This window comes from Streptomyces sp. CB01373 (assembly GCF_002803075.1).
Lineage (GTDB): Bacteria > Actinomycetota > Actinomycetes > Streptomycetales > Streptomycetaceae > Streptomyces.
This window is the reverse complement of record NZ_NNBK01000005.1, coordinates 206,143-232,431: the sequence shown is the minus strand read 5'-3', so window position 1 is coordinate 232,431 and position 26,289 is coordinate 206,143. Positions and strand designations below refer to the sequence as shown.

25 protein-coding genes and 1 tRNA gene are annotated in these 26,289 nt (G+C 71.7%); 16 read left to right on the top strand and 10 right to left on the bottom strand.

Features of this window, described 5'->3' with window-relative positions; all coding sequences use genetic code 11:
• The first annotated feature begins 13 nt into the window (after positions 1-13).
• From CG719_RS09970 to CG719_RS09955, 4 genes are all read left to right on the top strand, one after another.
• Positions 14-610 carry a M48 metallopeptidase family protein gene (locus CG719_RS09970; protein WP_100568171.1) on the top strand — a complete coding sequence of 199 codons (597 nt, stop codon included), beginning with the start codon at positions 14-16 and terminating at the stop codon, positions 608-610.
• A 133-nt stretch (positions 611-743) separates the two neighbouring features.
• On the top strand, positions 744-2,510 hold the full coding sequence (locus tag CG719_RS09965) for a TerD family protein (protein WP_100568170.1): 1,767 nt from the start codon (positions 744-746) through the stop codon (positions 2,508-2,510).
• Positions 2,511-2,521: 11 nt separating this feature from the next.
• Positions 2,522-3,202 (top strand): AIM24 family protein, encoded by a 681-nt coding sequence (locus CG719_RS09960; RefSeq protein WP_100568169.1) that lies wholly within the window; start codon positions 2,522-2,524, stop codon positions 3,200-3,202.
• Between the two features lie 16 nt (positions 3,203-3,218).
• Positions 3,219-3,974, top strand: a complete 756-nt coding sequence (locus CG719_RS09955; protein ID WP_100568168.1) for an AIM24 family protein — start codon at positions 3,219-3,221, stop codon at positions 3,972-3,974.
• A 134-nt stretch (positions 3,975-4,108) separates the two neighbouring features.
• Here the strand turns inward: CG719_RS09955 and CG719_RS09950 are convergent, their stop codons facing one another.
• Positions 4,109-4,624, bottom strand: coding sequence for an NUDIX hydrolase (locus tag CG719_RS09950; RefSeq protein ID WP_100568167.1), 516 nt, complete (start codon positions 4,622-4,624; stop codon positions 4,109-4,111).
• A complete protein-coding gene (locus CG719_RS09945) occupies positions 4,621-6,078 on the bottom strand; it encodes a zinc-dependent metalloprotease (RefSeq protein WP_100568166.1) in 1,458 nt (485 codons plus the stop codon). Before CG719_RS09945 ends, CG719_RS09950 begins: the two co-directional genes overlap by 4 nt.
• 193 nt (positions 6,079-6,271) lie before the next feature.
• Here CG719_RS09945 and CG719_RS09940 point away from each other — a divergent pair, with 193 nt between their 5' ends.
• The 3 genes from CG719_RS09940 to CG719_RS09930 all read left to right on the top strand — a co-directional run bounded on the left by CG719_RS09940 (position 6,272) and on the right by CG719_RS09930 (position 9,438).
• On the top strand, positions 6,272-7,381 hold the full coding sequence (locus tag CG719_RS09940) for an SDR family oxidoreductase (RefSeq protein WP_100568165.1): 1,110 nt from the start codon (positions 6,272-6,274) through the stop codon (positions 7,379-7,381).
• Between the two features lie 147 nt (positions 7,382-7,528).
• Positions 7,529-7,987, top strand: coding sequence for a molybdenum cofactor biosynthesis protein MoaE (locus CG719_RS09935; protein ID WP_100568281.1), 459 nt, complete (start codon positions 7,529-7,531; stop codon positions 7,985-7,987).
• A gap of 353 nt (positions 7,988-8,340) precedes the next feature.
• The gene (locus CG719_RS09930; protein ID WP_100568164.1) at positions 8,341-9,438 is read left to right on the top strand and encodes a YlbL family protein; all 1,098 of its coding nucleotides are present in this window, start codon (positions 8,341-8,343) and stop codon (positions 9,436-9,438) included.
• A gap of 63 nt (positions 9,439-9,501) precedes the next feature.
• Here CG719_RS09930 and CG719_RS09925 read toward each other — a convergent pair whose 3' ends face one another.
• Positions 9,502-10,044 (bottom strand): PPA1309 family protein, encoded by a 543-nt coding sequence (locus tag CG719_RS09925; RefSeq protein WP_199836580.1) that lies wholly within the window; start codon positions 10,042-10,044, stop codon positions 9,502-9,504.
• Between the two features lie 176 nt (positions 10,045-10,220).
• On the opposite strand from CG719_RS09925, the gene CG719_RS09920 reads away from it, so the two are divergent.
• The 3 genes from CG719_RS09920 to CG719_RS09910 all read left to right on the top strand — a co-directional run bounded on the left by CG719_RS09920 (position 10,221) and on the right by CG719_RS09910 (position 15,430).
• Positions 10,221-13,220 carry a UPF0182 family membrane protein gene (locus CG719_RS09920; protein WP_100568163.1) on the top strand — a complete coding sequence of 1,000 codons (3,000 nt, stop codon included), beginning with the start codon at positions 10,221-10,223 and terminating at the stop codon, positions 13,218-13,220.
• A gap of 217 nt (positions 13,221-13,437) precedes the next feature.
• Positions 13,438-15,267, top strand: a complete 1,830-nt coding sequence (locus tag CG719_RS09915; RefSeq protein WP_199836579.1) for a tetratricopeptide repeat protein — start codon at positions 13,438-13,440, stop codon at positions 15,265-15,267.
• 89 nt (positions 15,268-15,356) lie between these two features.
• Positions 15,357-15,430 (top strand) — tRNA-Met (locus CG719_RS09910).
• 156 nt (positions 15,431-15,586) lie between these two features.
• Here CG719_RS09910 and CG719_RS09905 read toward each other — a convergent pair.
• Positions 15,587-16,003, bottom strand: a complete 417-nt coding sequence (locus CG719_RS09905) for a Fur family transcriptional regulator (RefSeq protein ID WP_100568161.1) — start codon at positions 16,001-16,003, stop codon at positions 15,587-15,589.
• 143 nt (positions 16,004-16,146) lie between these two features.
• Here CG719_RS09905 and CG719_RS09900 point away from each other — a divergent pair, with 143 nt between their 5' ends.
• Positions 16,147-17,598: a catalase gene (locus CG719_RS09900; protein WP_100568160.1), complete on the top strand. Its 1,452-nt coding sequence runs from the start codon at positions 16,147-16,149 to the stop codon at positions 17,596-17,598.
• A gap of 71 nt (positions 17,599-17,669) precedes the next feature.
• Here CG719_RS09900 and CG719_RS09895 read toward each other — a convergent pair whose 3' ends face one another.
• Positions 17,670-18,080: a CBS domain-containing protein gene (locus tag CG719_RS09895; protein ID WP_100568159.1), complete on the bottom strand. Its 411-nt coding sequence runs from the start codon at positions 18,078-18,080 to the stop codon at positions 17,670-17,672.
• A gap of 176 nt (positions 18,081-18,256) precedes the next feature.
• On the bottom strand, positions 18,257-19,054 hold the full coding sequence (hisN, locus tag CG719_RS09890; RefSeq protein ID WP_100568158.1) for a histidinol-phosphatase: 798 nt from the start codon (positions 19,052-19,054) through the stop codon (positions 18,257-18,259).
• A gap of 183 nt (positions 19,055-19,237) precedes the next feature.
• Here hisN and CG719_RS09885 point away from each other — a divergent pair, with 183 nt between their 5' ends.
• The gene (locus tag CG719_RS09885) at positions 19,238-19,843 is read left to right on the top strand and encodes a TetR/AcrR family transcriptional regulator (protein WP_100568157.1); all 606 of its coding nucleotides are present in this window, start codon (positions 19,238-19,240) and stop codon (positions 19,841-19,843) included.
• A gap of 25 nt (positions 19,844-19,868) precedes the next feature.
• On the opposite strand, the gene CG719_RS09880 is transcribed toward CG719_RS09885, so the two are convergent.
• The 4 genes from CG719_RS09880 to CG719_RS09865 all read right to left on the bottom strand — a co-directional run bounded on the left by CG719_RS09880 (position 19,869) and on the right by CG719_RS09865 (position 23,482).
• Positions 19,869-20,192 carry a DMT family transporter gene (locus tag CG719_RS09880; RefSeq protein WP_100568156.1) on the bottom strand — a complete coding sequence of 108 codons (324 nt, stop codon included), beginning with the start codon at positions 20,190-20,192 and terminating at the stop codon, positions 19,869-19,871.
• Between the two features lie 118 nt (positions 20,193-20,310).
• A complete protein-coding gene (gene rsgA, locus CG719_RS09875) occupies positions 20,311-21,321 on the bottom strand; it encodes a ribosome small subunit-dependent GTPase A (RefSeq protein ID WP_100568155.1) in 1,011 nt (336 codons plus the stop codon).
• A 10-nt stretch (positions 21,322-21,331) separates the two neighbouring features.
• Complete coding sequence (gene aroA, locus CG719_RS09870; RefSeq protein WP_100568154.1) at positions 21,332-22,648, bottom strand: 3-phosphoshikimate 1-carboxyvinyltransferase; 1,317 nt, start codon at positions 22,646-22,648, stop codon at positions 21,332-21,334.
• 111 nt (positions 22,649-22,759) lie between these two features.
• Positions 22,760-23,482, bottom strand: a complete 723-nt coding sequence (locus CG719_RS09865; RefSeq protein WP_100568153.1) for a M50 family metallopeptidase — start codon at positions 23,480-23,482, stop codon at positions 22,760-22,762.
• Between the two features lie 50 nt (positions 23,483-23,532).
• On the opposite strand from CG719_RS09865, the gene CG719_RS09860 reads away from it, so the two are divergent.
• From CG719_RS09860 to rsrA, 4 genes are all read left to right on the top strand, one after another.
• Positions 23,533-24,348, top strand: a complete 816-nt coding sequence (locus CG719_RS09860; protein WP_100568152.1) for an SOS response-associated peptidase — start codon at positions 23,533-23,535, stop codon at positions 24,346-24,348.
• 28 nt (positions 24,349-24,376) lie between these two features.
• On the top strand, positions 24,377-25,012 hold the full coding sequence (locus CG719_RS09855) for an alpha/beta hydrolase family protein (RefSeq protein ID WP_100568279.1): 636 nt from the start codon (positions 24,377-24,379) through the stop codon (positions 25,010-25,012).
• A gap of 254 nt (positions 25,013-25,266) precedes the next feature.
• Complete coding sequence (sigR, locus tag CG719_RS09850) at positions 25,267-25,962, top strand: RNA polymerase sigma factor SigR (RefSeq protein WP_199836578.1); 696 nt, start codon at positions 25,267-25,269, stop codon at positions 25,960-25,962.
• On the top strand, positions 25,959-26,270 hold the full coding sequence (gene rsrA / locus CG719_RS09845) for a mycothiol system anti-sigma-R factor (RefSeq protein ID WP_100568150.1): 312 nt from the start codon (positions 25,959-25,961) through the stop codon (positions 26,268-26,270). The genes sigR and rsrA overlap by 4 nt, the downstream gene beginning before the upstream one ends.
• The last annotated feature ends 19 nt before the right edge of the window (positions 26,271-26,289 follow it).

The window sequence follows — 26,289 nt, the reverse complement described above, 5'->3', positions numbered from 1 at the left end:
GTAACGTCGGAGCGTGTCCGCCGATCCACTGCACCGTGCCGGAAAGCCACAGCGCGGCGAGACGAGCCGGCCGCCGGACGCCGCGGCGGCGAACGAGATCGAGGTCCGCAGGAGCGCCCGGCGCCGCCGGACGGTCTCCGCGTACCGCGAGGGCGGTCGCACCGTCGTGCTCATCCCTGCCCGGATGTCAGAGGCGGAGGAGAAGCGCTGGGTGACCGTCATGCTCGACAAGCTGGCCGCCCAGGAGAGCCGGCGGGCGCTCGGCGACACGGAGCTGGCCGAACGTGCCGAGCGGCTGTCCGCCCAGTACTTCGACGGCCGCGCCCGGCCCGCCTCGGTCCGCTGGGTCACCAACCAGAACACGCGCTGGGGCTCGTGCACCCCGGCGGAGGGCAGCATCCGTCTCTCCCACCGTCTCCAAGGGATGCCGGAGTACGTCGTCGACTACGTACTGCTGCACGAACTGGCCCATCTGCTCGTCCCGGGGCACGGGCCCGACTTCTGGCGGCTGCTGGAGGCGTACCCGCGCACGGAGCGGGCCCGCGGCTATCTGGAAGGCGTGGCCGCGGCCGCGCGGCTGCCGCATCCGCCGGGAACAGACGGCGAGTGACGGGGCCGCCGGGGCGTCCGGTACCGCCCGACTGTGTTTGTGTACCGGGTCTGTACCGACTTCGTCCGGTGTCGGAGTTTGCCGTTAGCCTGGCGCGACGCACTCGCTTCGGGACGGGGGACGGTCGTTACGCATGCCCAGGGAATTCCAGCGCGGCCACAAGGCCAGGATCAGTGACCTGACCGCGGGCACGGATCTGTACGTCGGCGTGCAGATCTCGGCGCCCGGACTGACCGTCGACATCAGCTGCTTCGGACTGGACGCCGACGAACGCCTCTCGGACGACCGGTACTTCGTCTTCTTCAACCAGCCGAAGTCCCCCGAGGAGGCCATCCAGCTGCTGGGCGCCCAGGCAGGCGACACGGAGTCCTTCCGGGTCACGCTGGAGAAGATCCCGTCGCATGTCCAGAAGCTGTCGTTCACGGCCGCCATCGACGGCGCCGGGCAGATGTCGCAGATCGACTCGGGGTACCTGCGCATCGTGGCGGGTGGCGAGGAGGTGGCCCGGTACGCGTTCGACGGCTCGGAGTTCTCCACCGAACGGGCCGTGATGCTGGGCGACTTCTACGTCAAGGACGTATGGCGCTTCGCGGCCGTCGGGCAGGGCTTCGACGGGGGCCTGGAGGCGCTGCTGAAGAACTTCGGCGGCGAGGTCCTGGAAGAAGAGGAGGAGAACCCCGCCGCGGGCCAGGACCCGCAGCCCGGTGCCGCTCCCGGCTTCGCCCCGCCCGCACAGGCCACCGCGCCCCCGGAGTTCGCAGTCCCCTCCGGTCCGGCCGCCCCTGCCCCTGTTCCACCCCCGGCCGCCCACATGCGCCCGCCCGCGGCACCCGTGCCCCCGCCCGCCGAGCCCGGATTCGAGCCGTCCCCGGAAGCCACCCCGCCACCCGCCGCGCACGGCTTCCCCCCGCCCTTGGGAGCCACCCCGCCGCCCCCGCCCCCGCCCCCGGCGCCGGGCCCAGCGTTCTCGGTCCACGCCGCGCCGACCATCATCGCCCCCCTGACCCCGCCCGGCGCCCCGGTCCCGCCGCCCGGCCCGGTACCCGCCCCCTACGGGCAGCCCCCGTACGGCCCGGCGCACGGTCAGGGGCACGGCCCGACCCCGCCCCCGCCGCCCGCCCAGTACCAGGCACCGCAGGCCCCGCCACCGTCCCCCGGCTACGGACACCAGCCGCCGTTCGGCCAGGTTCCCGGCGGGCCCGCGCCCTACGGAGTGCCGCAGGCCGCTCCCCAGGCCGCCGGGGTGTCCGCCGCGCTGAACCTGTACAAGGAGGCGCCCACCGGACGGCGCTGGACCCTGCAGAACAGCAAGCTGATCCGGGCCGACCTCGGCACGGAGGGAGGCCGCCCCGTGCTGGCCCGGCAGGGCAGCATGGTGCTCTACCAGGGCAAGGTCGACTTCACCTACAAGGGCGCTGGCTTCGCGGGCCGGATCACGGGCAACGTCACGGGCCAGGAGATGCAGCTGATGCGCTGCACCGGCCAGGGCCAGGTGTTCTTCGCCGAGAACTCCACCCATCTGCATCCGGTCGAGCTCCAGGGCGACGCGATCTGCGTCTCCGCCGAGAACGTCCTCGCCTTCGACGAGAGCCTGGAGTACGAGGTCCGCCGTGTCGAGGGACACGGCATCCCCGGCGGCGCCCTGTTCACCATGCAGTTCCAGGGCACCGGCACGATCGTCGTCAAGACGCACGGCACCCCGGTCGTGCTGCCCGTGACGCCGACGACGTTCGTCGACTCCAACGCCGTGGTCGCCTGGTCGGCCGCCGCCCAGGTGATCGTCTCCAGCCAGGTGCGGACGCGCCGCAACGCCTACCCGGGCGACACCGGAGAGGGCGTCAACCTCCAGTTCCGCGCCGCCCCCGGCAGCTTCGTCGTCGTCCAGCCCTACGAGGTCTGAGGGAGCCCGTCATGAACCAGCCGCTCGCGGGTCACGCCCCCGCACCCGTCACCGCCCGCATGGAGAACCACGGCAGCCACATGCTGAAGGTCGCCATGCAGACCGGGAACGACCTCTTCGCGCGCGTGGGGTCGATGGTCGCCTACGAGGGCTTCATCCAGTACGAGCCCAGCCCGTCGGCCGTGCGCCAGGTCGCACGCGACTGGGTCACCGGCGAGGGCGCACCCCTGATGAAGTGCTCCGGCGACGGACTGCTCTACCTCGCCGACTACGGGGCCAACGTCGTCGTCATCAACCTGGGCGGTGACGCGATCTCCGTCAACGCCACCAACCTGCTCGCCTTCGACGCCGGACTGAGCTGGGGCGTCGAGCGGGTCAAGGGGCTGGCGAAGTTCGCCGGGCAGGGCCTGTGGAACACGCGGATCTCCGGACAGGGCTGGGTGGCGCTGACCTCCCGGGGCGAGCCGATCGTCGTCGACTGCGGCGAGGGCGAGAACGAGACCTACGTCGACCCGGACGCGCTCGTCGCCTGGTCGCCGAACCTGAAGGTGAAGGGCAAGCGCAGCTTCAGGGCGCAGTCCCTGATCGGCCGGGGCAGCGGAGAGGCCTACCAGATGGCCTTCTCCGGGCAGGGCATCGTCGTCGTACAGCCCAGCGAGGACAGCACCGACCGTCTGCGAATGCGCGGCTGAGGGGGAGACAGAGACCATGCAGAGCCCGCTTTTCGCCTTCAACGAGACCCAGACGCAGGAGCGCTGGAGCCTGCAGAACAAGCAGATGCTGCGCGTCACCCTGGAGGGCCAAGACGACATCCTCGCCCGCAAGGGCACGATGGTCGCCTATCAGGGCCTGATCGAGTTCGACGCCGAGTACCAGAGCGGCGGTCAGGCACGCACGCGCGCGTACACCGGCGAGGGCCTGGACCTGATGCGCTGTCACGGACAGGGCACGGTCTACCTCGCCAACCTCGCCCAGTACGTGCACATCATGGACGTCGAGCAGGACGGCCTGACCGTCGACAGCAGCTATGTGCTGGCGATGGACTCCACGCTGTACCACGAGGCCGTCGCCGTCGACAGCATGTACGGCGTCTCCGGCTCGGGGAAGTACCAGCTGAACATCACCGGCCACGGCAGGGTCGCCCTGATGACCTCGGGCGCGCCGCTGCTGATGCAGGTGACGCCGGACAAGTACGTCAACTGCGACGCCGACGCGATCGTCGCCTGGTCCACCGCGCTGCGCGTGCAGATGCAGGCCCAGACGCACTCCAGCGGGGTGTGGCGGCGCCGCGGCGGCACCGGCGAGGGCTGGGAGCTCAGCTTCATGGGCAGCGGCTACGCGCTCGTCCAGCCCAGCGAGCTGCTGCCGCCGCAGAACGCGGTGATCGGGCAGGGCCTCGCCGCCCAGTTCGGCATGGGACAGCAGGGCGCGCGGGGACAGAACCAGGGCAACGTCTGGGGCTGAGCCGGGACCGCGTGCGAGGGGCGACCGCCACCGGTGGCCGCCCCTCGCACGGCCTTCCCTTGCCACGGCCGTGAACCGCCGCGCGGCCGTCCCACCCACGGCCGGAAACCGGCGCGCCGCCGCGCCGTGCCCGGTCAGAGCCTGGCGAGGGTCGCCTCCAGCAGGCGGACGACCGACTTGTCGGTCACCTCCGGTACCTCGTCGTAGGCGAACCAGCGCAGGTCCAGGGACTCGTCGCTGATGGTCGTCACCGCCCCGCTCGGCGCGAGCGCGGCGTACTGGACGTCGAGGTGCCAGGCGCACGGCGTCTGGTGACGGTCGAGCCGGACGGGACCGCCGGGCAGCAGGGTCAGCCCCTCTATGCCCGACTCCTCGGTCGCCTCGCGCAGGGCGGCGCCCGCCAGTGTGGTGTCCTCCGGCTCGCAGTGGCCGCCCGTCTGCAGCCACATGCGGATCTTCCGGTGGAGGGTCAGCAGCACCCGGCCGCGCTCGGGGTCGACCACCAGGGCACTCGCCGTGATGTGCCCGCCCGCGCAGGCCTTCCACATGCCGTCCGGATGCGTCCGCAGGTGCTCCAGGTAGAGCGGGCGCAGGTCCTCCTGCTCCCCGTACTCCCGCAGGACGAGGACCGCGTCGTCGTGGAGGCTCACTCGGCGTCGTCGCCCCTGTCGTTCTCGTCGCCCTCGTCGTTCTCGGTCTTCTTGCGCAGGTCCGGCTTCGGCGTCGAACCGCTCGCCGCCTCGCCGAGCATCCTGTCCAGCTCCGAGAAGTCCATGTGCTCGCGGTGCACGAAGCCGTCCGGGTCGTCCAGGTCGGCGGCGGTCGGCAGCATGTCCGGGTGCGCCCACAGGCCGTCGCGGCCCTCCACCCCGCGCGCGTCGGTGAGCGAGGCCCACAGGCGGGAGGCGTCCCGCAGCCGGCGCGGACGCAGTTCGAGGCCGATCAGCGTGGCGAACGTCTGCTCGGCCGGGCCGCCCGAGGCCCGGCGGCGGCGCAGCGTCTCGCGCAGCGCGTCGGCGGACGACAGACGGGGCTTGGCCGCCGCGTGCACCACGGCGTCCACCCAGCCCTCGACGAGGGCCAGCGCGGTCTCCAGACGGGCCAGGGCGGCCTTCTGCTCCGGGGTGTCCTCGGGCTGGAACATGCCCTGCTGGAGCGCGTCCTGCAGCTGCTCGGGGTTCTGCGGGTCGAACTGGCCGACCACGTCCTCAAGCTTCGCGGTGTCGACCTTGATCCCGCGCGCGTACCCGTCGACCGCGCCGAACAGGTGCGAGCGCAGCCACGGCACGTGCGAGAACAGGCGCTGGTGTGCGGCCTCGCGCAGGGCGAGGTACAGCCGCACCTCCTCCTTGGGCACGCCCAGGTCCTTGCCGAACGTCTCGATGTTCACCGGCAGCAGCGCGGCCCTGCCGGCCGGGCCGAGCGGCAGGCCGATGTCGGTCGAGCCGACGACCTCGCCGGCCAGCACGCCGACGGCCTGGCCGATCTGCGTGCCGAACATGGCGCCGCCCATGGAGCGCATCATGCCGATCAGCGGGCCGGCCATGGCCTGCATCTCCTCCGGCAGCACGTCGCCCATGGCGGTGCCGACCCGCTCGGCCACCGGGTCGACGAGCTCCTTCCACGCCGGCAGGGTGGCCTCGACCCACTCCGCGCGGGACCACGCCACCGCGGAGCCGGCGCCGGACGGCAGGGACGTCACGTCGTCGAGCCACAGGTCGGCCAGCCGGACGGCGTCCTGGACCGCGGTGCGCTCGGCGGGACCGACGCTGGCGTCCTTGGTGCCGTCGGAGGTGCCCTGGGCCACCGTCTGGCGGGCGATCTGCTTGGCCATGTCCCAGTTCACCGGGCCGCCCTCGTAGGAGAGCATCTGGCCGAGCTGCTGGAACGCCGCACCCAGGTCGGTGGGGTTCAGCGAACCGAACATGGCTGCGAGCGGATTGTCGGCGCCGGGCCCGCCAAAGCCTCCGGCTCCGGGCAGCCCGAAACCGAACGGGTTGGCCGGTCCCTGCTCACCGCCGCTCTGCTGGTCCTTCTTCTTGCCCTCGTCGCCGTCGTCCGGCTCCTCCGGCGGAAGGCCGAATCCGAATGGGGTGTCACTCACGGGATTCCTCGGCTGGTAAGGCCACCGGTTCTCTCCGGCGGCGCGGCTGCCCGACAACACCACCCAGCGTAGACACCATGGGCGGTTCGGGCCTCGGTGCTTCGCCGACACATCGCCTGCGGCAGGATGGATGCCACCTGGTACGTACGCGTCATTCGCGCCCGTATGTGAAGACAACCGCTGGAGACGCCCGGTGAGTTCCCCAGATCCACAGGTTCGCGCAGCGCGAAACCAAGAGAGCACTCCCGCCGTGCGCGGGCCCGTCGTCGCGGTCACCGGAGCCGCTCGCGGGGTCGGCGCGCTGCTCACCGAGCGGCTGGCCGAGTCCGCCGAGGTCAGGCAGGTCGTCGCGATCGACGAGCGGCGCGGGGAGTGCGCGGCGGCGCAGTGGCACATCCTCGACGTGCGGGATCCGGCGATCGCGGAGAAGCTGCGCGGCGCGGACGTCGTCGTGCACCTGGCGCTCGACCTCGACCTGGAGACCGACTCGGCCGCCCGGACGGCGTACAACGTCAGGGGGACGCAGACCGTGCTGACCGCGGCGGCCGCGGCCGGGGTGCACCGCGTGGTGCTGTGCACCTCCGCGATGGTCTACGGGGCGCTGCCGGACAACGAGCTGCCGCTGTCGGAGGACGCCGAGCTGCGGGCGACCGCCGAGGCGACCGGCGTCGGGGACCTGCTGGAGATCGAGCGGCTGGCGCGGCGCGCTCCACGGGCGCATCCCGGACTGAACGTGTCCGTGGTCCGGCCCGCGGTGCTGGTCGGGGGCACGGACACCGCGCTGACCAGGTACTTCGAATCGCCGCGCCTGCTGGTCGTGGCCGGGTCGCGGCCCGCGTGGCAGTTCTGCCACGTCGAGGACCTGTGCAGCGCCCTGGAGTACGCCGTGCTGGAGAAGGTCGACGGGGAGCTGGCCGTCGGGTGCGACGGGTGGCTGGAGCAGGAGGAGGTCGAGGAGCTCAGCGGGATCCGCCGGATGGAACTGCCGTCGGCGGTCGCGCTCGGGGCGGCGGCCCGGCTGCACCGGATCGGGCTGACGCCGTCTCCGGCGGGGGACCTGGCGTACACGATGTACCCCTGGGTGGTGAGCGGCAGCCGGCTGCACGACGCCGGATGGCGGCCGCGGTGGACCAACGAGGAGGTCCTCACGGCGCTGCTGGAGGAGGTGTCCGGGCGGCACACGGTCGCCGGGCGGCGCCTGGGACGCAAGGACGCGACGGCGGCGGGCGCGGCCGGGGCGACGGTGGCCCTGCTGGGCGCGGCGGCGGTGGTTCGACGGGCGCGGAAGGCACGCCGGCGCTGAGAAGCCCCTTCTCGTGCGCGGCCTTCCACCCCCTGTACCGAGCAGTCCCGCGCGAGGCAGCCCTGTACGAGACTCCGAACCGGCACGCGCGCGTACTGGGTGATCGCGCTGTTCCCGGTCCTTCCGCGTGTGCGGCACGATGGACGCATGGCAGCCACCAACGATCATCCCGGCGAGTACGCCGCCGAGGACCCCGTCAAGCTGATCGGCGTCCGGGAGACCCCCCTCTCCCTGGACGAGGTGTTCAAGGCGCTCGGGGACGATGCCGCAGGCGGTACCGCGCTGTTCGTGGGGACCGTGCGGAACCACGACGGGGGCGCCGGGGTCGACGCGCTCGGGTACTCCTGCCACCCCAGTGCGGAGGCGGAGATGCGCCGGGTCGCCGAGAAGGTCGCTGCCGGGTACCCGGTCCGGGCGCTGGCGGCCGTCCACCGTGTGGGGGATCTGAGGGTGGGAGACCTCGCGGTCGTCGTCGGGGTGTCGTGCCCGCACCGGGGCGAGGCCTTCGAGGCCTGCCGGAAGCTGATCGACGACCTCAAGCACGAGGTGCCGATCTGGAAGCACCAGAGGTTCTCGGACGGCACCGAGGAATGGGTCGGCGCCTGACACCCTCAACCTCATGGCCACCTCATGGCCGCACCTCCGGTTGCGTAACCGAACCCCTGGCGTGAGCGTTGTCAGTGCGGATGGTTAATCTGCTGATCAGTCAGTCGCGGTCGCGTATCAGGGGTTGGGAGGTCCGGCATGGGGGCGCTCGCCTGGTTGCTGATTCCGTTTGTGGCTGCGATAGGCGCCGGACTGTGGGGGAGCTGGGCGAACCGGACCCGCAAGGCGCGCAGCGACGGTCCTGAACTGGACGGCTACGCCCGTTTCCGTGAGGCCATGGAGAGGTCCCACTCCAGTACGTGAGGGTCCCGCCCTGACGGTGCGCTGACAGAACCGTCCCGTACTGTCGAGTCATGCCACGCCGCACCGCGACGATGCTCGCCTCCACCCTGATGCTGATCGCGCTCCTGTGCGCGGGAATCCTCTTCCCCGTGCCCTACTCGGAGATGTCGCCGGGGCCGACGGTCAACACCCTGGGCGACCACGGCGGCGAGCCGGTGCTGCAGATCTCCGGCCACAAGACCTACCCGGCGGACGGCCACCTCAACATGACCACGGTCCGGGTCACCAGCGCCGACTACCGCATGAACCTCGTCGAGGCCGTCTACGGCTGGCTGGCGCACGACAGCAAGATCGTCCCCCACGACACGCTCTACCCCGACGGCAAGACGGAGGAGCAGTCGACCCAGGAGAACGCCGAGGAGTTCACCCTCTCCCAGGAGAGCGCCAAGGTCGCCGCCCTGAAGGAGCTGCACATCCCGGTGCAGTCCTGGGTGATCGTCTCCACGGTCATCAAGGACACCCCGGCGCAGGGCAGGCTGCACGCGGGCGACGTCATCAGGGCCGTCGACGGCACGCCGGTCAAGCAGCCCTCGGACGTCGCCAGGCTGGTCACCAAGCACGAGCCCGGGCAGGCCGTGGTCTTCACGATCGTGCCGGCCAAGGATCAGGCCGCCGCCGCGAAGCAGCACAGGGCGGCGACCGTCACCAAGGACGTCAGCATCACCACCGCGCAGTCCGCCGACACCGGAGCCAAGCGCGCCATCGTCGGGATCTCCGCCGGGACCGACCACACGTTCCCGTTCGAGATCAACATCAAGCTCGCCGACGTCGGCGGACCGAGCGCGGGGCTGATGTTCGCGCTCGGCCTCTACGACAAGCTCACGCCGGGCAGCCTGACCGGCGGGAAGTTCGTGGCCGGCACCGGGACGATAGACGACGACGGAAAGGTCGGCCCGATCGGCGGCATCGAGATGAAGACCGTCGGCGCGCGCAGCAAGGGTGCCCAGTTCTTCCTCACCCCCGCCGAGAACTGCGCGGCCGCCGCCAAGGACACCCCCTTGGGGCTCACCCTCGTCAAGGTGCACACGCTCGGCGACGCGCTCAGCGCCCTGAAGGACATCCGCGGCGGCAAGGCCGCCGATCTGCCGAAGTGCACGGCCAAGGGCTGACGGGCAGCGCCCCGGCCGTGTGCCGGTCGGGCAGGGGAGTGCGGCGGTCCCAGGGCCCCCGGCTCAGTCCTCGAAGGTCGCGGTCAGGGCCTCGGCCAGCCCCGGCACCAGGTCGGAGCCGGTGAGGACCTCCGTGGCGGAGTCCTTCTCACGCAGGCGCAGGGCCGACTCCCGGGCGCCGTCGCGCAGGACCGCTACCGTCATGCGGACCTCCTGGCGTTCGGGGTGGCCGGCCACCCACTTCGCCAGCTTCGCCCCGTCCAGTCCCTGCGGGACCTGTGCCTCGGCGGACGGGGGCAGCATCATGCGCTCCACGGTCAGCGCGCAGCCGGCCACCGCGTCGGGCCAGGCGATGGTGGCGAGAAACTCGTCGAGGGGCCGGTCGGCAGGGACCTCGTCCTGCTCGACCGGGGTGAGACCGGAGGTCTCCTGCTCGTCCGCCAGGCCGAGCTGTGCCGCGAGGGCGGGTTCCTGGGTCCGCAGCCGCGCGGTGTCTACGAGGGCGAAGAGGCGAGCGGGCTGGTCCCAGCCGAGGCCGGAGGCGTACTCGTCGATCTCGAGTACCGCCCGGGTGAGCGGGTTCGCTGCCATGGGAGTGTTGGACATGGTCACAATCCTGCCTCGTTCCTGGGCGGAATCGGGAACCGAGTAAACGGTGAGTAAGTTGCATAGGTGTGGGCCCACGATTCCGAGGGCCCACCGTACGGTCCGCGGACTCGGGGGCCTGACGCAACGAAACCGAATCAACAGCGACTTTCGAGGTGCACACCTTGGCTTTCCAGATGCCGGACCGCGGCGGAGGCCCGACAGGGCCGCGGATGAGAGTGGGCCGCCCGTCCCGGCGTGCCAGGACCCTGCTCATGACACTGGGCGTCCTCGCCGTCCTCGGCATGGTCTTCGCCATGTTCGCGGGCTTCTGGACGGACTGGCTGTGGTACCGGTCGGTGCACTACTCGTCCGTGTTCACCACCACCCTGTGGACCAAGATCGGACTGTTCTTCGTCTTCGGCCTGCTGATGGCGGCCGCGGTCGGGCTGAACATCTGGCTGGCGCACCGGCTGCGGCCGCCGCTGAGCGCGATGTCGGTGGAGCAGCAGAGCCTGGACCGCTACCGGATGAGCATCGCGCCGTACAAGAAGTGGCTGCTGAGCGGCATCACGGCGCTGGTCGGACTGATCGCCGGTGCCTCCGCCGCGAGCGAGTGGCGGACCTGGCTGATGTGGGTCAACGGCGTGGCCTTCGGCAAGACGGACCCGCAGTTCCACCTGGACGTCTCCTTCTACGCCTTCGACCTGCCCTGGTACCGCTTCCTGCTGGGCTTCGGCTTCGCCGCCACGATCCTGTCCCTGATCGCCGCGGTGCTCACCCACTACCTGTACGGCGGGCTGCGCGTCACCAGCCCCGGCGCGCGTGCCACGGCCGCGGCGACCGGGCATCTGTCGGTGCTCCTCGGCGTCTTCGTGACGCTGAAGGCGGTGGCCTACTGGCTGGACCGGTACGGACTGGCGGTGAAGTCCAGTGACTTCAAGGCGACCGGCAACTGGACGGGCCTGAGGTACGTCGACGCCAACGCCTATCTGCCGGCCAAGACGATCCTGTTCTGCATCGCCGTCATCTGCGCGGTGCTGTTCTTCGCCACCCTGTGGCGGCGCACCTGGCAGCTGCCGGTCATCGGCTTCGGCCTGATGGTGCTGTCGGCCATCCTCATCGGCGGCCTGTACCCGGCGATCGTCCAGAAGTTCCAGGTCGAGCCCAACGAGCAGGCCAAGGAAGCCGCGTACGTCCAGAAGAACCTCGAGGCGACCCGCGAGGCCTACGACATCGACGACACCAAGGTCACCGACTACGCGGGCACGAGCGACACCCAGGACAAGGCGAAGCTGCGGGACGCCGCCGCCGACGCGGCCAGTTACCGGCTGATGGACCCCAACATCGTCTCGCCGACGTTCGAGCAGCTCCAGCAGGTGCGCAACTACTACGGGTTCCCGTCCAACCTGGCCGTCGACCGGTACAAGGCCAAGGACGGCAAGGTCCAGGACACGGTCATCGGCCTGCGTGAGCTGAACCTCGCCGGGATCCCGAAGAACAACTGGATCAACGACCACTTCCGCTACACCCACGGATACGGCGTGGTCGCGGCCAAGGGCACCGAGGCCGACGAGGGCCGCCCGGTGTTCACCGAGTACAACCTGCCGTCCACGGGCGATCTCCCGCGGTACGAGCAGCGGATCTACTACGGCGAGAAGACCAGCACCTACTCCATCGTCGGCGGTCCCCAGAAGGAGATCGACTACTCCGACGACACCGGTGAGAAGACCACCAGCTACAAGGGGAACAGCGGTGTCAGCCTTGCCAACCCGCTGAACCGGGCCGCGTACGCGATGGCGTTCAACGAGCCGCAGATCCTCTATTCCGGCGCGATCGGCGACGGTTCGCGGATCCTGTACAACCGCACGCCCAAGCAGCGCGTCGAGGCGGTCGCCCCGTGGCTGACGATCGACGGGGTCTCGTATCCGGCGGTGGTCGACGGGCGCGTCCAGTGGATCGTCGACGCCTACACGACGACCAACGGCTACCCGTACTCCTCGCGCACCACCCTCGGTGACACGACGCTGGACTCGCTGACCGCCGCCAACAACCAGCGGGTGGTGGCCCAGCAGAACCAGGTCAACTACATCCGCAACTCGGTCAAGGCGACCGTCGACGCCTACACGGGCGAGGTCAAGCTGTACCAGTGGGACACCCAGGACCCGGTTCTGAAGACCTGGATGAAGGCGTTCCCGGGCACGGTCGAGCCGAAGAAGGACATCTCCCCGGAGCTGTTGTCCCACATCCGGTATCCGCAGGACCTGTTCAAGGTGCAGCGCGAACTGCTCACGCGCTACCACGTCACGGACGCGCAGACCTTCCTCAGCGGCAGCGAGGTGTGGCAGATCCCCAACGACCCGACGAACAGGTCGGGCGACGCGGTGCCGCCGTACTACCTGAGCCTCAAGATGCCCGGTGAGTCGTCCCAGACGTTCTCGCTGACGACGACGATGACGCCGAACGGCCGTGACAACCTGAGCGCGTTCATGACGGTCGCCGCCGACGCGAACACGAGCGACTACGGCAAGATCAGCATCCTGAAGCTGCCCACGGGCAAGACGATCGACGGCCCGAAACGGGTGCAGAGCCAGTTCAACTCCGAACCCTCGATCGCCGAGTCCATCCGGCTGCTGAAGGGCGGCGACTCGGAGGTCGAGTACGGCAACCTGCTGACGGTGCCTCTCGACGGCGGACTGCTCTACGTGGAGCCGGTCTACCTGCGCGGCGGCGGCCTCAAGTACCCGCTGCTGCGCAAGGTCCTGGTGACGTACGGCGGCAACACCGCGTTCGAGGACACGCTCGACAAGGCCCTCAACAAGGTGTTCGGTACGGAGGGTTCGGCCACCGAGCCGCCCGGCTCCGGCTCCGGCTCCGACACCGGCGGTGGTGGCACCGGCAGCGGCGAGAAGAACCCGCCGCCGTCGAACAACCCGACGGTCCAGGAGGCGTTGAAGGACGCCCAGAAGGCCTTCGAGGACGGTCAGACCGCCCTGAAGAACGGCGACTGGCAGGCGTACGGCCAGGCGCAGAAGGACCTTCAGGACGCCCTGAAGCGGGCCGAGGACGTGCAGGCGCAGGCGGAGAAGCCCGGCGCCGGCGGCAAGAACGGCGACGGCAAGGGCGGCGCGAGCCCGGGTGCGAGCGCCAGTCCGACACCAAACAGCAGTCCAAGCGGTAGCCCGAGCGGGGGCTGATCGCTCCCGCCGAGTCCAAGGGCCCGGATCCGTCCCGCGGATCCGGGCCCTTCGCCGTGTGCGAACGCATGTACCGACGTGCCCTGCGGCCGTGCCGCCGTGGGGAGTTGAGCGATCTGTGTTTGACTTGTCTCTCTGTGGGCATGTCGACAAAACGCTGAAGTGACCTCACTGGCTGGGGTATTACGGATGTACCCGGGTTGCAGGTGGTGCGACGATGGACGTTATGGGGGACAAGGCAACTCTGTTCGAGACGGGGCGATTTGTGCAGGATTCCGGCTCTGGTGAGACCGGAGGCGAGGCGCGCGACGAGTCCGTGGCGGCCGCGGACGAGACCGCAGAGCTGGCGCGCCGTCGCCTCGCCGCCGAGGCGGGCGACGTCGAGGCCATGAGCGTCCTCGGGGCCATGCTGCTGCGGCGCGGCGACCTCGACGCCGCCGAACCTCATCTGCGCTCCGCCACCGCGGGCGGCGACCGCGCCGCGGCCAACAACCTGGGAGTCCTGCTCCACCAGCGCGGTTACGCCGACGAGGCCGCCGGATGGTGGCGCATCGCCGCCGTCGCCGGATCCGCGGCGGCCGCGCACGCGCTCGGGCGGCACCACCGCGAGCGCGGCGACGAGCCCGCCGCCGAGTACTGGCTGCGCCAGTCCGCCGAGCAGGGGCACTTCCTCGGCGCCTACGCCCTCGCCGACCTGCTGGAGCACCGCGGCGACGCCGGGGCCGAGCGCTGGATGCGGGTCGCCGCCGAGCGGGGGCACCGGGAGGCGGAGTACCGGCTGGCGCGGGCACTGGACCGGCGGGCCGGCCGGCAGTCCGGCGGAGAGGGTCCCGGCCTGCTGGCTCAGGCCGAGCAGTGGTACCGCCAGGCCGCCGCGCGCGGGCACCGGCGGGCCGCCCTGCACCTCGGCGCCATCCTGGAGAAGCGCGGCGACCTCAAGGAGGCCGGCCGCTGGTACCTGACCTCCGCCAAGGACGGCGAGGCCAGGGCCGCCTGCGCGCTCGGGTTCCTGCTGCGGGACGCCGGCGACCCCGAGAACGCCGCCCTGTGGTGGCTGAGGGCCGCACAGGACGGCGACGGCAACGCGGCGAACGCGCTGGGCGCGCTGCACGCCGAGCGCGGCGAGACGCAGACCGCCGAGCGGTGGTACCGGGCGGCGATGGACGCGGGCGACATCAACGGCGCCTACAACCTCGGACTGCTCTGCGCCGAGCAGGGGCGTACCGCGCAGGCCGAGCAGTGGTACCGGCGCGCGGCCTACGCCGGGCACCGGGAGGCGTCGAACGCGCTGGCCGTCCTGCTGCTCCAGGGCGGGGACACCAGTGGGGCCGAGCCGTGGTTCTCCAAGGCGGCGGAGGCCGGGAGCGTCGACGCCGCGTTCAACCTGGGGATCCTCTACGCCGGGCGGAGCGAGGACGCCCAGGCCCTGCGGTGGTACGAGCGGGCGGCGGCGGCCGGGCACACGGAGGCCGCGTTGCAGGTGGGGATCGCCCGGCTGCGCGCGGGCGACGAGCGGGCGGCCGAGCGGCACCTGCGGTGCGCGGCCGGCGGCGGCAGCCCGGAGGCGGCGTACCGGCTGGCCACCGTGCTCGACGCCCGGCGGCCACCGGCGGCCGCGCACGAGCTGGGGGAGCCGGCGATCCAGGAGAAGACCGAGTGCGAGGAGTGGTACGAGCGGGCGGCCGGCCAGGGACACCGGCGCGCGCAGGTGCGGGTCGGGATGCTGGCCGCGACCCGCGGGGACGTGGTCGAGGCGGCGCGGTGGTACCGCAGGGCGGCGGAGTCCGGCTCCCGCAACGGCGCGTTCAACCTGGGACTGCTGCTCGCCAGGGAGGGCAGTGAGCCGGAGGCGGCCACCTGGTGGGCGCGGGCGGCCGACGCCGGGCACGGGCGGGCGGCGCTGCGGCTCGCCCTGGTGCACGCGCGCCGCGGCGAGCTGGCCGAGGGGCAGGGGTGGGCCGACCGGGCCGTGGCGCTGGGGCCGGCGGAGGTCGCCCAGCGGGCCGCGCGCCTGCGGGACGCGCTGCGCGAGGAGCTGTCGGCGTGACGCGTGGGCCGTGTGACGCAGGTCCTTCCGACGTCCCCGTAAACGATTTGCTTCTCGGTGCGCCGGTCACGTAATGTTGCATTCATCGACGCGGGGTGGAGCAGCTCGGTAGCTCGCTGGGCTCATAACCCAGAGGTCGCAGGTTCAAATCCTGTCCCCGCTACTGAAGGCCGAGGGCCGGAATCCGATCAAGGATTCCGGCCCTCGGTGTTTTCCGGAGCCGCTTCCGGGAGTGGATCGCGAAAGAAGGACCCCCGCGCACCGTCGAGGTGCCGGGGGTCTTCTCTCGTCTCGCGAGTGAGGCTTGCGAAGGGGGCCGTCAGGCCGCCGCGCAGTTCGGGCAGAGGCCGCGGTAGGTGACCTCCACGTTCGAGACCGTGAAGCCGAAGCGCTCCGAGTCGGGCAGGTCGGCCAGCGGGTTGCCGCTCGGGTGGACGTCCCGGATCGCGCCGCAGCCGGCGCAGACCAGGTGGTGGTGCGGCCGGTGCGCGTTGGGGTCGTACCGCTTGGCGCGCTTGTCGGTGCTGACTTCCAGGACCTCGCCGAGGGAGACCAGCTCGCCCAGCGTGTTGTAGACGGTCGCCCGGGAGATCTCGGGCAGCTTGGCGACAGCCCGGGCATGGACCTCGTCGGCCGTCAGATGGACGTGTTCGCCGTCGAGGACCTCGGCCACCACACGCCGCTGCGCGGTCATCCGCCATCCGCGTCCGCGCAGCCGTTCCAGAAGGTCACTCATACCGACCAGCCTAACAGCAAGGGGGAATAGATCCCGAATCAGTGTGACTTTGGAGCCCTGCTTGACTTGGACTAAGTCCATTGTAGGATCGAGACTGGCTTTGGCCAAGCGACAGGAACGATGGAAATGACGCAGGAGGCGACGTGACCCAGGGGCCGCTCACGACGGAGGCCGGTGCTCCGGTTGCCGACAACCAGAACAGCGAGACGGCGGGCGTCGGCGGCCCGGTGCTCGTCCAGGACCAGCTCCTGCTGGAGAAGCTCGCCCACTTCAACCGCGAGCGCATCCCGGAGCGCGTGGTGCACGCCCGTGGCGCCGGCGCCTACGGCACCTTCACGGTCACGGCCGACGTCACCCGGTACACGCGTGCCGCGTTCCTCTCCGAGGTCGGCAAGCAGACGGAGACCTTCCTGCGCTTCTCGACCGTGGCCGGCAACCTCGGCGCCGCGGACGCGGTCCGCGACCCGCGCGGCTTCGCGCTGAAGTTCTACACCGAGGAGGGCAACTACGACCTCGTCGGCAACAACACCCCGGTGTTCTTCATCAAGGACGCCATCAAGTTCCCCGACTTCATCCACACCCAGAAGCGCGACCCCTACACGGGCAGCCAGGAGGCCGACAACGTCTGGGACTTCTGGGGTCTGTCCCCGGAGTCGACGCACCAGGTGACCTGGCTGTTCGGCGACCGCGGCATCCCGGCGTCGTACCGCCACATGAACGGCTACGGCTCCCACACCTACCAGTGGAACAACGAGGCCGGCGAGGTCTTCTGGGTCAAGTACCACTTCAAGACCGACCAGGGGATCAAGAGCCTCACCGCCGACGAGGCCGCCGTGCTCGCCGGCGCGGACCCCGACTCCCACCAGCGCGACCTGCGTGAGGCCATCGAGCGCGGCGAGTACCCGTCCTGGACCGTGCAGGTGCAGATCATGCCGGCGGCCGACGCGGCGGCCTACCGCTTCAACCCGTTCGACCTCACCAAGGTGTGGCCGCACGAGGACTACCCGCCGATCGAGATCGGCAAGCTGGAGCTCAACCGCAACCCGGAGAACATCTTCGCCGAGGTCGAGCAGTCGATCTTCAGCCCCGCCCACTTCGTGCCGGGCATCGGTCCCTCCCCGGACAAGATGCTCCAGGGCCGCCTCTTCGCGTACGGCGACGCCCACCGCTACCGCGTCGGCATCAACGCCGACCACCTGCCGGTGAACCGTCCGCACGCCACCGAGGCGCGCACCAACTCCCGTGACGGCTACCTGTACGACGGCCGCCACAAGGGCGCGAAGAACTACGAGCCGAACAGCTTCGGCGGGCCGTTCCAGACGGACCGGCCGCTGTGGCAGCCCGTGCCGGTCACCGGCGTCACCGGTGACCACGAGGCGCCGGTCCACGCCGAGGACAACGACTTCGTCCAGGCCGGCAACCTCTACCGCCTGATGTCGGACGAGGAGAAGGAGCGCCTGATCGGCAATCTTGCGGGCGCCATCGCGCAGGTCTCGCGCGAGGACATCGCCGAGCGGGCGATCAGCAATTTCCGTCAGGCGGACTACGACTTCGGCAAGCGGCTGGAGGCCGCGGTCCAGGCCCTGCGCGGCTGACTCCAGCACTGGACCGCTTGTCGCGGACGGCGGGCCGGGTCCCTTCGGGGGCCCGGCCCGCCGGCGTGCGTTCAGGCCGTGCCCGCGCCCGCGGCCGCCGCGTGCTGCCGGACCGGCGCCCAGCAGCGGATGATGTCGCGGACCGAGACGATGCCCGCAGGCTCGTCGTGGTCCAGGACGATGAGGTGCCGGAAGCCGCCGCGGGCCATGGCGCCCGCCGCCTCCTCCAGGGTCCAGGACGGCGCGGCGAACACGACGTCGGTGGTGGTGTGCGCGTGCACGCGCTCCGTGTCCGGGTTCTGGCCCAGACCCACGGAGTTGAGGACGTCGCGTTCGGTGAGGATGCCGATGCCACCTGCGTCGGGGTCGTGGACGACGGCGGCGCCGACGTGGCGCGCGGACATCAGGGCCGCCGCCTGTCGGAGGGTGTGTGCGGGACCGATGGTGAGGACCACCGTGCTCATGGCGTCGCGGACGAGCATGGGATGGAGCCACCTCCTCGGGGAATCCGGCTGGTGCGTGCCCGGCGGCTGAGCCGCCTCTCGGACACTGCACAAGTTCACAAGGGGGGAACTCCCAGAGTCTCAGGCAAAGCGCGGGTCAACAAGGGGGCGTGCGCGGTCCGGCGGGGGCGCGCGCAGGCGTTGCCCGTCACCCGTCAGCGCCGGCCGAGATACCCCAGCATCTCGTCGTGCAGCAGCCCGTTGGACGCGGCGGCGTTGCCGCTGTGCGGGCCGGGGCGGCCGTCGAGGCCGGTGAAGGTGCCGCCGGCCTCGGTCACGATGATTGCGTTCGCGGCCATGTCCCACAGGGACAGCTCCGGCTCGGCACAGAAGTCGACCGAACCCTCGGCGACCATCATGTACGGCCAGAAGTCGCCGTAGGCGCGGGTGCGCCAGACCGCGCGGGTCAGATCGAGGAAGCCGTCCAGGCGGCCCTGCTCCTCCCAGCCGCTGAGCGAGGAGTACGCGAAGGAGGCGTCCGAGAGGTCCGCCACGCGGGACACCCGCAGCCTGCTCGCCTGCGCCAGGCTGCGGCCCATGAAGGCGCCGTGGCCCTTCGCGGCCCACCAGCGGCGGCCCAGGGCGGGGGCGGAGACGAGGCCCACGACGGGATGGAAGCCGCCCTCGCCGGCCTCCATCAGGGAGATGAGCGTGGCCCAGACCGGGACGCCGCGCACGTAGTTCTTGGTGCCGTCGATCGGGTCGACGACCCAGCGGCGGGGGCCGGTGCCCTGGATGCCGTACTCCTCGCCGAGGACCGCGTCGCGGGGGCGGGCGCGTTGGAGCTGGCCGCGGATGAGTTCCTCCGCCGCCTTGTCCGCCTCACTGACCGGGGTCATGTCCGGCTTCGTCTCGACCTTGAGGTCGAGTGCCTTGAAACGGTCCATGGTCGCGGCGTCGGCGGCGTCCGCGAGGACGTGGGCCAGGCGCAGGTCGTCGAGGTAGTCCGGCATGCCAGAACCGTATCCGCCCGGGGCGGCCCGGGGCCACGGGGGGCGGAGCGGGCCGGGACGCCCCCTGCGGGCGGACGCGCGGGTGGGTACCTCCCTGGCGCACACGTGCCGTCACGGACCCTTGACAGTGCGTTCGGGGGCGTCAAATCTGGGCGCACAGCCGCTCGCCCCAGGGAGGCGAAGATGCCTGCAGCGCGGGAATCCCTGCTGGACGCCGCCTACTCGGCGCTGACAGGGCGGCCGTGGTCCGCGGTCCGCATGGTCGACGTGGCCGCGGCGGCCGGGGTCTCCCGGCAGACGCTGTACAACGAGTTCGGCAGCAAGGACGGTTTGGCGCGGGCCCTGGTCAGGCGGGAGGCGGACGGCTATCTCGCCGGGGTCGAACGAGCCCTGGTGACCCCCGCCGACCCGCGCGAGCGGCTCACCGCCGCCGCCGAGTGGACGGTGTCCGCCGCCCGGGACAACGTGCTGGTGAAGGCGATGCTCACCGGCTGCTGGAGCGAACGGCTGCCCTCGCCCACGCTGTCGGCGGTGCCGTCCTCCAGCGCGGTTCCCGCGCAGCGCCGGGCCGACGGCCCGCTGCCGTCGCCCGGCGACTTCGTGGCGATCGTCCGCGACCGCGCCGCGACCCTGCTCTCCGCCCCCGGCACCCCCAGGGCCGACACCGCCGAACTGGCCCGTGCCTGCGAGCTGGTGATCCGCCTCGCCCTGTCGTGCGTGGCCGCGCCGCCGGACCGGGGCGGGGTCGCCGGCCTGGCGCGCGGCGCGCTCCCGCGCCACCTGGCCTGACCCGGCCGGGCTCGGCGCCGTCGCGTCAGTGCGCGGAACCGGACAGCTGGAGCCCGATCACCCCGATGATGACCAGGCTGATCGAGACGATCTTCAGCGTGGAGACCAGGTCGCCGAGGAAGACCATGCCGTAGATGGCGGTGCCCGCCGCGCCGATGCCGGTCCACACCGCGTACGCGGGGCCCACGTCGAGCTTCTTCAGGGACAGGGTGAGCAGCCCGAAACTGCCCAGGGCGAAGCAGCAGAAGGCGATGGTCGGCCAGAGCCGGGTGAACCCGTGCGACAGCTTCAGGCACACGGCGAAGCCGGTCTCGAGCAACCCGGCGACGATCACCAGCAGCCACGCCATGCAGTCCTCCCGAGCGTCCGCGTGCCGTGACCGCTTCGTCGTGCTTGGGGCAGGTCATGATCCGGCTCCGTGCGATTATGCACTTGCCGGACCGCGCCGCACCCAAACAACGCGGAGGTCAGTCGCCCTCCTTGCGCTCCCGCGTGGCCAGCAGCCGGCGCAGCGAGTACAGCCGGGCCGGGTCCGCGTGCCCTTCGGCGACCCACGGGTCCAGGGCGCAGTCCGGCTCGTCGTGACTGCACGCGCGCGGGCAGCCCTCGGTGCCCGGCTTCAGGTCGGGGAAGGCGTGGATCACCCGGGACGGATCGATGTGCGCGAGCCCGAACGACCGTACGCCCGGGGTGTCCACGACCCAGCCGTCCCCGCCCGCCAGCGGCAGCGCGAGCGCGGAGGTGGTGGTGTGGCGGCCGCGGCCGGTCACCGCGTTCACATGCCCCGTCACCCGCCGTCGGTCCTCCGGCACCAGCGCGTTGACCAGGGTCGTCTTGCCCACGCCCGAGTGGCCGACGAACGCCGTGACCTTCCCGTCGAGATGCTCACGCACCCGGTCCGCCGCCGCGCCGTCGTCCAGCTCGGCACGGCTGGTGACGACGTAGGGGATGTCCAGGTCCCCGTACAGCTCCAGGAGCTTGTCCGGCGGCGCCAGGTCCGACTTGGTCATGACCAGCAGCGGCTCGAGACCGCCGTCGTACGCCGCCACCAGGCAGCGGTCGATCAGGCGCGGGCGCGGCTCGGGGTCGGCGAGCGCGGTGACGATGGCCAGTTGGTCGGCGTTCGCGACGACCACGCGCTCGTAGGGGTCGTCGTCGTCCGCCGTGCGGCGCAGGACCGAGGTGCGTTCCTCGATGCGGACGATGCGCGCGAGGGTGTCCTTCTTCCCGGACAGGTCGCCGACCAGGGCCACCCGGTCGCCCACGACGGCGGCCTTGCGGCCCAGTTCGCGGGCCTTCATCGCGATGATCGGGCTGCCGTCGACGAGGCATGTCAGCCGTCCCCGGTCGACGGTGAGGACCAGGCCCTCGGCGGCACCCTCGTGCTTGGGGCGGATGTTGGTGCGCGGCCGGTTGCCCTTGCGGTTGGGGCGGCTGCGGATGTCGTCCTCGTCGGTGTGCTTGCCGTAGCGGCGCATGACGTGTTCCCTACGCCCCGAGCATCCCGGTCCACAGGTCGGGGAAGTCGGGCAGTGTCTTCGCCGTGGTCGCCACGTTCTCGATCTGCACGCCCTCGACCGCCAGGCCGAGGATCGCTCCGGCCGTCGCCATGCGGTGGTCCTCGTACGTGTGGAAGACCCCGCCGTGCAGGCGGCGCGGGCGGATGTGCAGGCCGTCGGCCGTCTCGGTCACGTCACCGCCGAGCTCGTTGATCTCCTTGGTCAGCGCGGCCAGGCGGTCGGTCTCGTGCAGCCGCAGATGGGCCACGCCCCGCAGGGTCGAGGGGGAGTCCGCGAGCGCGGCGACGGCCGCGATGCCCGGGGTCAGCTCGCCGACCTCGCCGAGGTCCACGTCGATGCCGTGCACGGCGCCCGAACCGGTGAACACCAGGCCGTAGTCGGTGAGTTCGCAGGAACCACCCATCTCGGTGAAGATCTGGCGCAGCCGGTCACCCGGCTGGGTCGTCCGGGCCGGCCAGTCGGGGACGACGACCTTGCCGCCGGTCACCAGCGCCGCCGCGAGGAAGGGCTGGGCGTTGGACAGGTCGGGCTCCACGGTCAGGTCCCGGCCGAGCAGGGCGCCCGGGGTGACCCGCCAGACGTTCGGCTCGCCGCCCGACTCGGGGGTGTCCACCTGGGCGCCGACCGCCCGCAGCATGTCGACCGTCATCCGGATGTGCGGCAGCGACGGCAGCGACGACCCGGTGTGCCGGACCTCCACGCCCTGGTTGAAGCGCGGCCCCGACAGCAGCAGGGCGCTGACGAACTGGGACGAGGACGAGGCGTCGATCTCCACCGGGCCGCCGTCCAGCGCGCCGCTGCCCTGCACGGTCATCGGCAGCGCGCCGCGGCCGTCGTCGTCGATCCGGGCGCCCAGGACGCGCAGCGCGTCGATGACGCCGTCCAGCGGGCGTTCGTACGAGCGCGGGTCGCCGTCGAAGCGGATGGGGCCGTCGGCCAGCGCGGCGACCGGCGGCAGGAAGCGCATCACCGTGCCGGCGTTGCCGACGTCGATGGTGGCCGGGCCGTGCAGCCCCGCGGGGATCACGCGCCAGGCCTCCCCGGTTCCGTCCGGCCCGACGCCCTCGTCGATGCCGACGCCCATGGCCCGCAGCGCGCCGGCCATCAGCAGCGTGTCGCGGGAGCGCAGGGGGCGGCGCAGCCAGCCCGGCTCGGAGGCGAGGGCGGCGAGCACCAGCGCGCGGTTGGTGACGGACTTCGACCCCGGCACGTGGACCGTCGCGTCGACGGCTCCGCTCGCGTGCGGGGCGGGCCAGAGGGCGGTATGTGCGGGGTTCGGGGCCATGGTCCCCACCTTAGAGCCTGTTCCGAGTCCCCCGCCTGCGCCCTCACGCCCGGCACACACGCCCGCCGCACGGCGCCGGCGGACGTATCGAGGGAGGCCGGAGGGATCGCCTCAGCCCGCCAGCAGCCACCGGCCGCCGCCGATCAGCGAGCACAGCGACACCGCGTGGAACAGGAACAGCCACAGCGCCGCCGGGACGTGCGTCAGCCGCGACAGCTGGTCCGCGTCCGAGTCCCCGGCGCCCCCGCGTGCCCGCTTGGCCTGGAGCTCGAAGGCCGGGCGCACCCCGCCGAGCAGCAGGAACCAGACCACCGCGTACGCGAACGCCGCCTGCACCTGCGGTCCGGTCAGCCAGGACACCAGCAGGAACAGGCCGCCGGTGAGGAGCACGGTGAGCGCGCCGTAGGCGTTGCGGATCATCACCAGCATGGCCACCAGCAGCGCCGTGGCCACCCACAGCAGCAGCGTGATGCGGCCGGTGGCGAGCAGGGCCGCGCCGCCCAGGCCCAGCAGCGGGGGAGCGGTGTAGCCGGCGGCCGCCGTGAGGATCATGCCGATGCCGTGCGGCTTGCCCCGGCTGACGGTCAGGCCGCTGGTGTCGGAGTGCAGGCGTATGGCGGTCAGGGTGCGTCCGGTGAGCAGCGCCACCAGTCCGTGCCCGCCCTCGTGCGCGATGGTGATCGCGTTGCGCGAGAGGCGCCACAGAGTGTGCGGGACGACCACGGCGAGCGCGGCGGCCGCGGTGGCGATCACCACCCACAGGTCGGGGTCGGGCTGGGTGCCGACGAGCCGGTCCCAGAGATCGGGCAGCGCGGTGGCGGCGAGGCTGTCCATGTGTCCGAGTAGCTCCCTGTCCGTGTGCGCGGTCTGGCAGTGTTGCACGTATGTGCGGACGGTATGCGGCGAGTCGCGGCCCCGGGGATCTCGCAGGAGTCTTCGAGATCCAGAGGTGGGACCCGGAGGAGACCCTGGAGCCCGATTACAACGTGGCCCCCACCAAGGAGGTCCACGTGATCCTGGACCGTCCCCTGAAGGACGCCGGCGACCGCGGTCCGGTTCGCCAGCTGCGGAAGCTGAGGTGGGGGCTCGTACCGTCCTGGGCGAAGTCCCCCGAGGGCGCCGCCCGGATGATCAACGCGCGCGCGGAGACCGTGCACGAGAAGCCGTCGTACCGCCGCGCCTTCGCAGCCCGGCGCTGCGTCGTGCCCGCCGACGGCTACTACGAGTGGGTCACCGGCACCCAGGAGCGGGAGCTGGAGGTCGAGGGCCGGCGCAAGCGGCCGCGCAAGCAGCCCTACTTCGTGACCCCGGCGGACGGCTCGGTCTTCGCGATGGCCGGGCTCTACGAGTTCTGGCGGGACCGCACCCTGCCCGACGACCACCCGCGGGCCTGGTGGGTGACCTGCTCGGTGATCACCACGGAGGCGGAGAGCACCCCGCTGGCCGTGGCCCCGGCCGAGGGCCCCGGCTCGCTGGCCGAGATCCACCCCCGGATGCCGCTGATGCTGACCCCGGACCGCTGGGACGCCTGGCTGGACCCGGCCCGTACCGACCCGGACGACCTGCGCGCGCTGCTCACCCCGCCGCCCCACGGCCTGATGCGCGCCTACCCGGTGTCCACGGCCGTCAGCAACGTCCGCAACAACGGACCGGAGCTGCTCAAGGAGCTCCCAGCGCCCGCAGAGGGCACACTCTTCTGACGTGGGCGACCCGAGCGACGTGAGGGACATGAGCGACCTGAGCGAGACCGTCGAGACGGAGGCGGGCGCGGCCCGCGTCACCTGGCACCGGGCCCCCGCGGCACATCTGGTGGTCGCCCTGAGCCACGGAGCCGGCGGCGGTGTCGAGGCCCGCGACCTCCAGGCCCTGGCGCGCACCCTCCCCGGGCACGGCGTCACCGTCGCGCTGGTCGAGCAGCCCTGGCGGGTGGCCGGCAAGAAGGTCGCGCCCGCGCCGAGGACGCTGGACACCGGCTGGCGCGGGCTGTGGCCCGCCCTCACCCGGCCGGGGCTGCCGGTGGTCGCGGGCGGCCGCAGCGCCGGGGCGCGCGTCGCCTGCCGTACGGCGGCCGGCCTTGGCGCGCACGCCGTCCTCGCCCTCAGCTTCCCGCTGCACCCGCCGGGCAGGCCCGAGAAGTCCCGCGCCGACGAGCTGCTCGGCGCGGGGGTGCCCACGCTCGTCGTCCAGGGCGGCAACGACCCGTTCGGCAGCCCCGCGGAGTTCCCGGAGGGCTCCTACCGGCTCGTCGAGGTGCCGTACGGCGATCACGGCTTCGCCGTCCCGAAGCGGGCGTCCATCACCCAGGACCGGGCCCTGGAGATCATCGCCGACGCCGTCGCACAGTGGACCGCGTCACTCGGGTGACCCGCGGGAATGCCCGGCGGACCCCCGCTGTTGAGCGAGTCAGAAGTGCCGCTCCCGGCGCCGACGTCACACGAGAGGGAGTCCGCCGCATGGGTTCGACCGTTTGCCCGAGCCGCAGCAGCCGCACTGACCTGGACTGGACGGTGCTGCACGCGGCGCGGACCGCTCCTGTTCGAGCGGCGGCAGGCACGGCTCGTCGTCTATCCTCCGATTCGAGTGGAACCGCATTCGGTGCCACGACGTCGCTTGAGGAGGTGGGTCCGGTTCCCGGTACCGACGCAGGGACCGACAACGGCCAGGCGGAGCAGCCCGAGGGCCGGGGCACGAGCGTGGGCGGATCCGCGGAGTCGACGACCGAGCGCAGCGCGCGCTTCGAGCGGGACGCACTGGAGTTCCTCGACCAGATGTACTCGGCCGCGCTGCGCATGACGCGCAACCCGGCCGACGCCGAGGACCTGGTGCAGGAGACCTACGCCAAGGCGTACGCGTCCTTCCACCAGTTCCGCGAGGGCACCAACCTCAAGGCGTGGCTGTACCGGATCCTCACCAACACCTTCATCAACTCGTACCGCAAGAAGCAGCGCGAGCCGCAGCGCAGCGCCGCCGAGGAGATCGAGGACTGGCAGCTCACCCGCGCCGAGTCGCACATGTCGACCGGTCTGCGCTCCGCCGAGTCGCAGGCGCTCGACCACCTGCCCGATTCGGACGTGAAGGAAGCGCTGCAGGCGATCCCCGAGGAATTCCGCATCGCCGTCTACCTCGCGGATGTAGAAGGCTTTGCGTACAAGGAGATCGCGGACATCATGGGGACACCCATCGGGACGGTGATGTCCCGGCTGCACCGGGGCCGCCGTCAGCTGCGCGGCATGCTCGAGGACTACGCCCGCGAGCGCGGACTGGTCCCGGCCGGCGCCGGAGAGTCGGACGAAGCGAAAGGCTCGGGCTCATGAGCTGCGGAGACCCGCACGAGACGGACTGCGGTGAGGTACTCGACCACCTCTACGAGTTCCTCGACAGTGAGATGCCGGACGTCGATCGCACCAAGTTCGAGCACCACTTCGAGGAGTGCTCGCCGTGCCTCGAGAAGTACGGCCTGGAGCAGGCCGTGAAGAAGCTGGTCAAGCGGTGCTGCGGGCATGACGACGTGCCCGCGGACCTGCGCGCCAAGGTCATGGGGCGGATCGATCTCATCCGCTCCGGCCAGACCGTCCCCGAGCATGACGTGACCGCGGCACCGGTGACTCCGCAGGAGTCCTGACCCGCCGTACGCGGACGCC